The sequence below is a fragment of the Metabacillus sp. KJ11-3 genome (assembly GCF_055808295.1).
In genome coordinates, this window is sequence record NZ_CM147865.1 from 3,389,540 (window position 1) to 3,402,474 (window position 12,935).

A 12,935-nucleotide genomic window follows, 5' to 3' on the forward strand; every position below is an offset into this window, starting at 1 on the left:
GTTTGTCCCCCTTTTCACGGGTATCATCTTAGAAACAGATCCAAATGCTTGTTTAAAGATCATAGAAAAATACAACAATCTTATCGTAAAGAGTCTAAAAATAAAAACCAGCCTCCTGTCCTGAGACTAAGAAGCTAGTTTTTTATTCGTATATTAACCTTTCAATTTCTTTAATAGATCAATCAATATCTTTGAATTTTCTATAGAAATTGATTTTCCTGTTTGAGCCTTTAATTGATTTTGATAAGCGTTAAGTTGACCATTCATTGCCTGTTGATTGCCTTTTGCTTTTGAAGCTTTCGCAGATTGAAGCTTTTTCACTAGGGCGTCAGCTATTCCTTCTTTGGTTACCATCGCCTCTGTTAAGCGACCTAAACTATCAAAATCAACAGTCACTGTAAATTCGATCTCTGCTTTTGCCGTATTGCCTGCTTTGTCTGTCGCTGTAGCCGTAAATTTATTGATTCCTAGCTCAAATTCATAAGCTGGTCCCTCAATATTTTCACATTCTTTTGAAGCGATACCAGACAAATCATCGGTGATGGTACAAGTAATCTTAATATTTGAATCAACGGTATATGTTTCTTGGTAACCGTTAAATTCAATTACTGGTGGTGTTGTATCCTTTGGCTTCTCGACAGTTACTTCACTCACCGCCATTAAACCACCATCAACTGTTGTTACAGTGATTTTTGCTTTCCCTTCTTTTTTAGCCGTAACTTTTCCATTTTCGTCAACGGTTGCAACTTCTTCATTATTACTAGACCATACAACCGCTTTATTGACAGCATCATTAGGTGTAACTGTTGCATGCAGTGTTCCTGTTTTACCTTCTGACAACGTGACTGCTTCCTGATCAAGTGTTACACTTGTTGGATGTTGTTCAGCACTTGGAACGTTAACTGCCGGAACTGTTTTTAGTAAGGCTTCATGTTCCGCTTTGGTTACTGGAAGTACTGTTCCATGACGTGGGCGTGCTGGTAAATCGTAGTTATCAGATACTTTCCATTCGCCGGACTGCAGATCCGTTGTTTCAAAAGGAACATATCCTCTACCGCCGAACTCATCAATAAACATATACCATTTTTCTTCTGTATTTGATTTAAAGATCGTTGGACCTTCACCTTGACCGATTGAGCCTTTACCAATTCCTTCTTTAATAAGCTCGTAGTTAGGATCAAGGACTGAGTTTCCTGCCTCTTGGAAGATAAACTTACCGTTTGGTGAAGATGACGTATTGTCTCTTTCATCTTTTGATAATCGGTAAATTTTATCATCGTGTTTGATCATTGTTGTATCAATAACTGAATAACCAAGATCAATATACACTTCAGGTTCAGTAAATGTATGGAAATCTCTTGTTTTACTGTACATCATTTTATTATAAGTTGAGCCACTATGATCGGCATTATCATAGAGTTTTGATGCCCAGAAAACGACGTACTCTCCTGTTGTATCATCGTAAAAGATTTCAGGTGCCCATGTATTTCCTGCCTCTGGTGGTGCTACTTCAACCATTCTTTGCTCAGACCAATTAATCAAATCTGTCGATTCCCAAACCATGATCGATCGACTACCTGATCTTTGAGCACGGTCCCAATTCCAATCTCCATTGACTTTTAGATCTGTTGCAATTAAATAGAATTTATCACCTTCAGGAGAACGAATGATAAACGGATCTCTAAGTCCCTTTTCTCCTAATTTAGATGTGATGGCTGGTGCTCCATTGTTTAACTCATTCCATTTAAGTGGATTATTGCCTTCACTTAAAGCGAAATAAATTTGTTCACCATTTGTGTAGCCTTCGCCTGTAAAGTAACTAAAAACGTAACCTTCATAGGCTTGTTTTTGCGGCATTTCTTTCACATTTGCTAAAAATGCTTTTGTAATTGTTTCCTTATTTAATGTGATCGTTGCCGTTAATTTCACATTTTTATTTCCTTCACCATGTGCCGGGCGTTTTACTTCTCCAGTTGCTGTAATCATCTTTGAATCACTTGATTTCCAAGTAATCTTTGAGCCATTCTCTCCAGATGTCGGTAATGTAAGATTTCCGCGAACATCACGAATGTTATGAACCTTTAATGCTTCTGCGTCTGTTTGTACTGCGACAGAATCGTGTGGTTTCTTTACTACAGTAACAGATAACTCTTTTGTCGCCTCATTTATACCATCTGTAATCGTCGCTACAATCTTAACTGTTTTGTCTCCATCTTCATATGAAGGTCTGGAAACTTTTCCTTCATTCGTAATGATCTCTTGATTTTTTGATTCCCAAGTAATCGAAGTTCCATTTGCTCCTGTTTTAGGGAATACTAAATCTGATGTAATGTTGTCTTTGTTTTCATTCTTATTAATAATTGTTGAGTAATCTAATTGTTTGATCGCATTTTGGAGAAGTAAACCCTCCATTTTAGCAATTTTTTCATCTGCTTTTTCTTTTAATTCACTAACTTCTGCAGCTGTTAAGGCTTCGTTATAGATTTCAAAGTCTGCAATCATTCCTCCAAAATATGGATCAGACGAATAGAATGAGCGACCAATGAATCCACTTCTTCCGTTCGCATTATTGATCTGTGCTAAAGTGTATCCATTTGTTGAACCTGATGCAACTTCAACACCGTCAACATACAATTTTAACGTCTTATCTTTGCCTGACATAACAGCTGTAACCAGTTTCCATTCATGTGACGTTAATGAACCAGTTGTCGCATTTGCTGCCGCTTCATTACTCCAGCTTGCTGTTGCAATTCCGACTCGAGCAGAACGATCGCCTGAATTTCGTTTTGGTGTTGCAAATAGATATTTATTGCTATCCTGACCTAAAGCAAATAACCATTCAGCTTCGTTCTTCCCATCCCAATTCACTAAAGATGAAATGGTTACACTTTCTAACCCATTTAACACACCTTGGGGCATTTCAATATAAGAGCTTGTAGAGCCGCCTTTAAAATTGATAACCCCAGCTTCTTCCCCTTTAATCACTTCAGCGTTTTGAGGGTTGATAAGTTTACCATTAAAAGTACCTGTTTGATCTAATACTTTCGTGTCTTCCACTTTACTCATATCGTAGTCAAGAATTAACTTCGCTTCTTCTGGCTCCTCTTCAGGTGGTGTTGAAACCTCTTCATCTGCTAAACTAGTAATTTCTTCTGCGTTAAGAGCTCTGTTGTAAATTTTAAAGTCATCAAACTTCCCATTAAAGAGACTGTGATTGTTATTGCTTGACTTACCTAGGTAGTTCATTGTTGTTTCTAATAACATTCTAGGCTCTACATTATATGTTGTGCTTCGTGAAACTTCTTTACCATCCACATATAAAACAGCATCAAATCCTTCAATTGTCATCGCTACATGATGCCATGAACTAGCAGAAAGCATCGGCGCTCTCACAGCATATTTATATGAGCTTCCTAAAAGGGAATTTTGATCGGCAAACTTTTCGGTGAAAGGAGTGACAATAGCAAATTCCAAGTTACCTGTATCACCTTGTGTACTCAAATACATTGTATTACGGTTTGCAACTCTTCCTGTATTAGAAGAAAAGTCAAAAATTCGTTGATTCTCTTGATCACCTTCAACTTTTACCCAAGTAGACATTGTCATACTTTCTAGATTAAGATCTTTAATGACATTTTGCGGAAGTTCAACATATCCTGTACTTCCATCTAATTCTACTGCTCCAGAAGATTTCCCAACTGTGTCAGTTGAATCAATCTTAGATCCACCAACTAATTTTGCATCAAACCCATTATTGGAAACATCTTTAGCGGTTGTTCCATCCATATCTTCTTTATCAAATGTATAATGTACAACCGGGTCATCAGATTTCTCAGGTCCAGGCATACCGTATTTATTTTGTAGGGCATTGTATTCCTCATTCGTGATTGGAATAACGGTTCCATGTCGCGGACCAGGTGGAAGAGCGTATTCTGAATCAGGAAGCAAATTGTCCACAAATTGTGTACCATCTTCCAAGTCCGTTGACCAACGAACATGATATGGCCAAGAATCTAAGAACATATACCATTTATCTTCATGGATGTCTTTAAAAATGGTTTGTCCTTCGTTGTTCCCTTGATGACCGATTAGGCCTCTGTTCCCATCTTTTGTTCCAGGGATCACATCATATTGGAATCCATTTTCTTTGATTCCATCTTTGTCATTGAAAAGATCTGTTGCTTTCTCATAATACACTCTGTAATTGACTTCAGATTTTGTAAATCGATAAAATGTCCCATCATTTTCGATAAAGCTGGTGTCAATCGTAGGGAAACCTTCATCAATAAATACTTTGGGTTCAGAGAATGTATGAAAGTCTCTTGTTGTTGCGTAATACATGACATTGTACTGTCCTGCTGGTCTTCCATTTGGATAGTTCCCATATGTTTCTTCGTTTTTCATTGAAGAAGCCCAGAATACAACGTATTCACCAGATTTCTCATCATAAATAGCTTCAGGTGCCCACGTGTTTCCACCCGTTTTAGGAGCCACCTCTACCATTCGCTGTTCACTCCAATTAACAAGATCATCTGATTCCCAAATCATGAGGGAATGACTTCCGGTGATTTGGGCTTGGTCAAAGTTCGTACTTTCACCCATTTTCAAGTCAGTTGCCAACATATAAAATTTATCTCCCTCAGGAGAACGAATGACAAATGGATCTCTAAGCCCCTTTTCACCCATCGTTGATTGAATGATCGATTGTCCATTATTTAATGAACGCCACTTTAATGGATCTTCTGCTGTTGCGAAAGAAATTTCCTCTCCACCTTCATATTCTCCAGTGAAATATGAGAAGAAATAGGCATCATATGTTAAGTTTCCAGGGTCTTTTATTACATTAAGTTTAAAAGCTTTTGTTGTTTTAGCGTTCCCTTTAGAGATTGTTGCTGTTAATGTCACTTCTGAATCAACCTCAGGTCTTGTTACCCAGCCTAGCATTTTATTATGATCAGCTGCCTCAGCTGAGCCTTTCACAATTTGCGGGTTTGATGATTCCCAAGTAATCGTGCTTCCTTCTAGGCCTGATACCGGTAAAGTTAAATTCCCTTTTACTTTATCAGTGTTAGTAAGTGCTAAGTTTGCTGCGTCTAGGTCTACTACTTGATCATCAGAATACTCTTTTAAAACGGTTACAACAAACTTTTTCACATTTTCAGCTCCTTCATAGGAGATGGTTGCTGTTAACTCCACTTCTACATCTGTTTCTGTTTTACCAGGACGAGTAACTTTCCCGTTATTTGCAATGACTTCAGTGTTACTTGAGCTCCAAGTAACATCTACCCCATGCTTGCCTTTTGTCGGAAGTGCGATATTAGTTGTTATTCTATCTACTTGATCACCACTATCTATATAATCAATAATATCCATAGATTCTGTTGCATCATTGATAACTAGTTGATTGATTTTATCAATTTTACTTGATGTTTCTGTATATAAATCCGCTACCTGTGCATCAGAGAGTGCACTATTATATACACGAAAGTCTCCTATCATCCCTTTAAAAAATGGATCATTTTTAAAGATAGATTTTCCAATAAAGCCTGAGAAGCTAGCTGAAGGATCGATAACCTCTGCCAGTTTCTTTCCACCTGCTGAGCCTGAAGCTACCTTTTTTCCATTTACGAATAATGTCATTGTATCGGATTTTTCCGAGAAAACGACGGTAGCGACTTCCCATTCACCTGTTCTCATAGTCGATGTTGCCTTTACAAGTGATTCATTTCTCCATCCGGCTTTAGAAACCCCTGTTGCAGCTACATCTCCTGAGCCATGTCTTGGCGTAACAAAGAAATATTTATTGCCGTTTTCAGCATTATCTGTGACTGCCCCTAATCCAAAAATCCAACGATTAGCACCGTCATTCGTCCAATTCACAAGAGTGGAAATCGTGACTTCTTGTAAACCTGTTAATAAATCTGAACCATCTTCACTTTTTGGGATCTCAATATATCCGCTTTTTGACGTAGAACTACCCCCATTAAAGGAAACATATCCAACTTCATCATTTTTAACCAATTGTCCATTTTCCGGATTTTTAAATGCTCCGTCAAATGCCACTTCATTTCCTGATACATCATTCAATGTCAGTTGATCACCATTTTTACTACTCGATTTCATATCATAATGAAGAATCAGTTCAGGAGTTGCTGAGCTTTGCTCTTCTGCAAATAATGATTGCGGTATTAATCCTGAAAGAAGATTAAACATCATAATTGTTAATAAACAGATCGAGAGCTTTTTTCTGTTTTTCATTTTTTCACTCCTCGATATTTATTTCTCCATCGCATCACAATGTTCCTTTTAATGGGAGGATATTGTTGTTTGACCCGCTTTGCTTCTGGCAACGATCACCCGTTGTAATACGATAAATAATAATAACAATGCTCCAATGGCAATTTTTGTCCACCAAGAACTTAAAGTTCCTTCAAAGACAATAACTGTTTGAATAATTCCTAAAATAAGGACACCTACAACACTGCCAGCTACATACCCGGCACCCCCTGTAAGTAAGGTACCACCAATAACAACAGCTGCAATTGTATCAAGCTCTAAACCATTTGCATGCAGTCCATAACCTGATAACATATAGAAAGTGAAAATTAACCCGGCAAGTGATGAGCAAAATCCACTAACTGTATATATTAAAATTTTTGTTTTCCCGACAGGTAATCCCATTAATAAGGCAGATTGCTCACTTCCACCTAAGGCATACACATTACGCCCAAATTTCGAGTAATGAGCAACAAAAATAGCGGCAATCACCACTAACATCGCGATGATGACACTAATGGAAATAAAATTTCCTCCACCTACTGAGATTCGGGTACTAGCCATAAAATTAAAAAATTCATGGTTGATCGTGATCGATTCAACACTAATGAGATAGCATAAGCCTCTTGCCAGGAACATCCCTGCAAGTGTTACGATAAACGGCTGTAAGTTAAAGAAATGTATCAGGCAGCCCATACAGAAGCCAAGGAATGTTCCAACAAGTAAACTGATCGGAATCACAAGAACTGGAGAAAGTTGAGCATTCATTGTCAGGCTTGCTGCCACCATGCTTGTTAACGCGATGATCGAACCGACTGAAAGATCAATTCCTCCTGATAAAATCACGAATGTCATCCCTACTGCAACAACAATCAAGAATGCGTTATCAATAAACAAATTCAGAAAAACTTGTGTAGAAAAAAATCCAGTATATCTGAACGAGCCGAATATAAACATCATAATAAATAACAGAATTGTTGCTGTTAAGGGGAGATGTTTAGAATCGATTTGTAACCTTTTCGTCATGATACCGACACCCCCTCACTTTTTACTTTTGCCTTTTTCATTGAGAAAACACTGAATACTTTTTTTCTAAACTCAGGAGATTGTAATAAGCAAACAATTAAGACAACAACTGCTTTTACGACAAGGTTTATTTCTGGTGCAATTCCAATTGAGTAAATGGTTGTCGTTAAACTTTGAATGATAAGGGCACCTATCACTGTCCCCATTAAGTAAAATCTTCCGCCATTCAGTGATGTACCACCAATTACGACCGCTAATATGGCATCAAGCTCATACCATAACCCGGCATTATTACCATCTGCACTCGCTACATTTGAGCTTAGAATTAGACCACCAATCCCTGCACAAAGTCCAGAAAAAACATAAACCATTAATAAGATATTTTTAGAATTAATACCTGATAGCCTACTAGCTTCAGGATTCGTTCCAACCGATTCAATAAATAATCCTAAAGCGGTTTTTCTAGTTATTAGAGACGCAATAATCAGCACTGCTGCTACGATAAAAATGGAAAAAGGAAGCATAAGCCAATATCCGCCACCGATAAAGGTGTATGGATCATAATAGACTGTCATGATTTGCCCATCAGTAATTAATTGGGCTATACCTCGTCCAGCCACCATCAGTATTAATGTGGCAACAATTGGTTGAACACCGATCCGCGAAACAAGCACACCATTCCATAATCCCGTTAAAATAGAGATTCCAATAACCAATCCAATTGCAGTAAATAAAGGGAGTAAACTACCGCCCTTTGCCCCACTTACGGTCATGGCACCAACTGCACCAGCCATCGCAATAACTGAACCAACCCCTAGATCAACTCCTTTTGTTGCAATAACTAGAGTCATGCCAATCGAAACTAATAACAGTGGTGCTCCTCTATTAAGAATATCTATTAAACTACCTGTTAAATAGCCGTTCCTCACTTCAATTGAAAAGAAGCTTTTATCAAAGAACAGATTGATGAACAAGATGATGAGTAAAACGACAATTGGCCAAAATAATTTTGATTTCATCATGTCACACCTCCAGCCATTGCTTTCATAATATCTTTTTGTGTAATTTGTTGATTATTTTCTATTTCTGAAACTTTTTTATGATCTCGTAGAACCGCAATTTTTCGACAAGTTCGTAATACCTCTTCTATTTCAGATGAGACAAATAAAATGGACATCCCTTCTTTACTAAGTGACACCATAAGCTTTTGAATTTCTGCTTTAGCTCCTACATCAATACCTCTTGTTGGCTCATCTAAGATTAATAGATTAGGATTCGTAATTAGCCATCTAGCAAGCAGGACTTTTTGTTGGTTCCCACCGCTTAAATTTTTGATTAACTGCTCGGGATTTGGTGGATTGATGTTCAGTAATTTGATATATTCATCTGCCATTTCAATCTGCTTTTTTTGGGAATATACCTAAACCAACCTTGTATTCCTTGCATCGCGAGAATCATATTTTCTCTTATTGTGAGGTCTGCAATAATCCCTTCTGTTTTGCGGTTTTCAGAACAAAAAGCGATTCCCTTTGAAATAGCTTGTTTCGGGGATGTAAGGTTGGCTTTGCTTCCGTTTATCTTAAATTCACCTGTATCTGCTTTATCTGCTCCAAACAATAGCCTTGCCAACTCTGTTCTTCCTGAACCAAGAAGTCCAGCAAGACCTACTATTTCTCCTTCATGGATGTCAATATCAAAAGGAGAAATTTTCCCTTTCTTCGATACTTCTTTTCCTTCAAAAAGAGCTTTTTCTTTTCATTCGAATGATTGGCTCTTGCTTGATCATTGCTCTTAAGCTCGTTTAGGTCTTTTCCAATCATTTTTGAAACTAATTCAAGTCTCTCAATTTCATTTGTCATATATTCACCGATCCATTGGCCATTCCGTAAAACGGTTAATCGATCTGTTATTTCATAAATTTGGTCAAGGAAGTGACTGACAAACACAATAGCTAAACCCTCTTGTTTTAATTTCCGAATAACATTAAATAATTGATTAACTTCATTTTGATCAAGGCTTGATGTTGGTTCATCCAAAATCAGGACCTTCGCAGAGACTAAAAGTGATCGTGCAATTGCTATCATTTGTTGAATCGCAACCGAATAGGAAGAAAGCAGCTTTGTTACATCGATATCTAAGTTTAATCTTGTTTGCAACAACACTTTTGCTTGCCTATTCATCTCCTTCCAATCAAGACGACCTCTTTTCATTATTTCCCGACCAATAAAGATATTTTCTACGACAGAGAGATTCGTACATAAATTCACTTCTTGGTAAACTGTACTGATCCCAAGGGTTTGTGCTTCAAGTGGATTAGATACTTTTATGGGAGTTTCCTCCAGAGTGATTGTCCCTTTATCAAACGTATACACCCCTGTTAACACTTTAATTAAAGTCGATTTTCCTGCACCATTCTCACCCATAAGTGCATGAACCTCACCTGGGTAAAGTGTTAACTGCACATTAGATAAAGCTTTTACTCCCGGAAACTCCTTTGTTATTCCTTCCATGATAAGGACCGGAGTCTTTTTCACGCATTTCCCTCCCAAACTGTTTATTTTAAAAGCCACTAGTCAGTAATACCAAGATATACTACTAATCTAGTGGCTATATGTTTGTTATTCTCTTAATTAATATTCACGTGTTGGTAACAACTCTTCTGCTTGATCCATTGTATACATGCTTTCCTCGACAGCTACACGCTTTTCAATTTTTTCTCCAGCAAGATGTGCTTCAATTAAATCGACCATTTGCGGTCCAAACAATGGATTACATTCAATTGTGACGTTCATTTTGCCTGCTGCCATTGCCTCAAATGCTCCTCTTACTGCATCCACGCCGATGATTTTAATGTCTTCGCCTGGCGTCAAGCCATACTCTTCAATTGCTTGAATCGCACCGATGGCCATATCATCATTATGAGCATATAAAACATCGATGTTTTCCCCATCAGATTTTAAGAACGCTTCCATAACTTCTTTACCTTTAGCACGTGTGAAGTCACCTGTTTGAGATTTGATGATTTTTAGATTTGGATGATCTTTCATTACCTCTTCAAATCCTTCTTTACGGTCGATCGCTGGAGCTGAACCTACTGTACCTTGAAGCTCAACAATATTCACATCACCGTCCATATCCTTTGTTTCTTCGACTAGCCAGTTTGCAGCTTTTCTTCCTTCTTCAACAAAGTCAGAGCCTAAGAATGTTACCCAAAGTGAATCATCTTCAATATCTACAGAACGGTCTGCGAGAAATACGGGAATCCCTGCATCTTTTGCTTCCTGTAATACCGTTTCAAATCCTGTTTCAACAACCGGTGAAAAGACAATTGCATCTACCTTTTGAGCGATAAAAGAACGAATGGCTTTAATTTGATTTTCTTGTTTTTGCTGAGCATCTGAAAACTTTAACTCATGACCTGCGGCTTTTATGGCATCCTGCATAGACTTTGTATTAGCCGTTCTCCACTCACTCTCAGCTCCTACTTGCGAAAAACCGATGACTAACTTTTCATTAGATTTAGAATCTCCTGAACCAGCACCACCAGATTCTGTTTTCCCCCCTGTTCCTGATGAACTACATGCAGCTAGTAAAAGCATGAGCGACATCATGAGGAAAAATACTGTTTTTCTTTTTAAACGTTTTTTTATCATTTGCTTCTCCCCCTCTTCTTTCTCATTCAGATTGTTTTATAACCAAGCAACATTCCTTTATTGGAATAACCTTATTATAAAGCGTTTACACACTAGCAGTGAATGGAATAACTTTCGAAAAAATTGCAAATCATTTAGTTTACAAATTGCTTTTGTTTATAAAATTGTAAATTCTTTTAAAAATGTGTAAAATCTTTTCATCTACTTTTAACTCTTTCTATAGTAGAATATTTCTAGAAGGGGAGGAAGTTAATTGAAAGCGCATCCAAAATTATCTGATCTTTCATTACGAAAAAGAATAATCTTTGTTTTTTTGGTCATTCTGTTATTGCTTGCAACAATTAACTGTGTACAAATCTATCTTTTCCTTGGATATGTTCGGCAGTATAACGCGATGATGGAAACCATTAAATTAACAAATTCAATAAATGGTTCACTCAAGCAGATGCTGGATGAGGAGATAAGGGATATTGCATACGGAAAAGTACTGTTCGAAAATGGTACTCAATATGATCACCTTAACAATATGTACCATAACTTAGATAAAATTGAACAGGATGATAAGAATAGCCAATTTACCAAGGAAATTTCAGAGGTTCGCCAGACATTAACGACTACGACTGAATATATTGATAAACTCGGAGAACAAATACAAGAAAATGCACCTGCAGATACACGAAATATCACCTATGAATATATTACAATTCTAACAGACCTCATTGATGAAAAGGTTCAGTCACTCTTACAAAAAACCCTTTTGGTAAAAGGGGAATCACAAAATATCATATCCATTAACCTAAAACGAGATATCACTATTTATATTTGTGCATTTATTTCCGTCATTATGATCTCATTATTCTTTGCAATCTATATATCCGGAAGCTTTGTAAGGCCTATACGTCATTTAGGACAAAAAACAAATGAAATTGCTGAAGGAAATTTAACAATAGGAGCAATAACATATCCTTATAAAAATGAAATCGGAGAACTATGCCGCTCGTATAATCGTATGTTTCATAATTTAAAGGATATTATCTTAAGTGTGAGAAGAACAAATGATTTAGTCGTGTTAACCTCAAAGGATATTCACCAAAGTATTCTGGAGAACCGACTGGCAGGAGAAGAAGTTGCCGAAGCCACACAAAAAATATCAACCAATCTTCACACACAAGATCAACTCATCCAAAACTCAGTCTCAACATTTGAACATCTGCTTTATAAATATAACGAAATACTAGGAAAATCAAATAAAATCAACCTTCAATCAAATGAAACCTTACATATTACAAATAAAATAAGTAGTGAACTTATAACATTTCATCAACAACTTGGAAATATGAGTAAAATGATTGATTACATGAATACAGAATCAGAAGAACTTCAGAGATTGTCAGGAGAAGTGAATGAAAATATTCGATTCATTAAACTTGTTTCCCAGGAATTTAATTTACTGTACCTTTCTCTACTAAATGAGATGCCAAATCTTTCAGAAAATCAACATGTATCAAACACATTTACTCGAATAAAAAAAATTTCTGATGAAACAGATAGAGTTTCACAGCAAACTGATGACAAAACAAACGAAATTTCAAGACGATCATCTTCAATCAGAAAGCAAAACTCTGAAACACTAAAAAATATTCAAGCCAGTAAAATCATAACTGAGGAAGTACAGAGTGGCTTTAAAACGATTCTTTCGATTAGAAATAAACAGCAAGTTGAAATTGAAAGTATAAAGCAAGACATGAAGGAGGCGTTTGATCAAATGCTTTCTGTTCGTCAAATGATATCAGACATTGAGCAAAGCTCTCAAATAACAAATGCAGAATTAGCCGGTATTGCTTCTATGGGAGAAGAACAGCTAACGACTCTTGAGGAAGTTTCTGATTCATCCTATAAACTTGTTGAACGAATTCAAGAAATGAAAGATAACATAAGGCAATTCAAAATATAAGACCCGCAAACTTATAGCATGTTGTC

Annotated in this window: 8 protein-coding genes; 1 reads left to right on the plus strand and 7 read right to left on the minus strand. The window is 36.9% G+C overall.

Going from position 1 to position 12,935, the window contains the following annotated elements:
- Positions 1–153: 153 nt before the first annotated feature.
- The 7 genes from AC0L8O_RS16955 to AC0L8O_RS16985 all read right to left on the minus strand — a co-directional run bounded on the left by AC0L8O_RS16955 (position 154) and on the right by AC0L8O_RS16985 (position 10,955).
- The gene (locus AC0L8O_RS16955) at positions 154–6,258 is read right to left on the minus strand and encodes an immunoglobulin-like domain-containing protein (protein ID WP_473443962.1); all 6,105 of its coding nucleotides are present in this window, start codon (positions 6,256–6,258) and stop codon (positions 154–156) included.
- Positions 6,259–6,306: 48 nt separating this feature from the next.
- Complete coding sequence (gene yjfF / locus AC0L8O_RS16960) at positions 6,307–7,302, minus strand: galactofuranose ABC transporter, permease protein YjfF (protein ID WP_473443964.1); 996 nt, start codon at positions 7,300–7,302, stop codon at positions 6,307–6,309.
- Positions 7,299–8,324, minus strand: coding sequence for an ABC transporter permease (locus tag AC0L8O_RS16965; protein WP_473443966.1), 1,026 nt, complete (start codon positions 8,322–8,324; stop codon positions 7,299–7,301). Before AC0L8O_RS16965 ends, yjfF begins: the two co-directional genes overlap by 4 nt.
- Complete coding sequence (locus tag AC0L8O_RS16970) at positions 8,321–8,695, minus strand: ATP-binding cassette domain-containing protein (protein WP_473443967.1); 375 nt, start codon at positions 8,693–8,695, stop codon at positions 8,321–8,323. Before AC0L8O_RS16970 ends, AC0L8O_RS16965 begins: the two co-directional genes overlap by 4 nt.
- The gene (locus AC0L8O_RS16975) at positions 8,668–9,009 is read right to left on the minus strand and encodes an ATP-binding cassette domain-containing protein (protein WP_473448971.1); all 342 of its coding nucleotides are present in this window, start codon (positions 9,007–9,009) and stop codon (positions 8,668–8,670) included. The genes AC0L8O_RS16970 and AC0L8O_RS16975 overlap by 28 nt, the downstream gene beginning before the upstream one ends.
- Positions 8,970–9,836: an ATP-binding cassette domain-containing protein gene (locus AC0L8O_RS16980; RefSeq protein ID WP_473443969.1), complete on the minus strand. Its 867-nt coding sequence runs from the start codon at positions 9,834–9,836 to the stop codon at positions 8,970–8,972. The genes AC0L8O_RS16975 and AC0L8O_RS16980 overlap by 40 nt, the downstream gene beginning before the upstream one ends.
- 96 nt (positions 9,837–9,932) lie before the next feature.
- Entirely contained in the window at positions 9,933–10,955 is a 1,023-nt protein-coding gene (locus AC0L8O_RS16985; protein ID WP_473443971.1) for an ABC transporter substrate-binding protein, read from the minus strand.
- A gap of 253 nt (positions 10,956–11,208) precedes the next feature.
- On the opposite strand from AC0L8O_RS16985, the gene AC0L8O_RS16990 reads away from it, so the two are divergent.
- Positions 11,209–12,909, plus strand: coding sequence for a methyl-accepting chemotaxis protein (locus tag AC0L8O_RS16990; protein WP_473443972.1), 1,701 nt, complete (start codon positions 11,209–11,211; stop codon positions 12,907–12,909).
- Positions 12,910–12,935 lie beyond the last annotated feature (26 nt).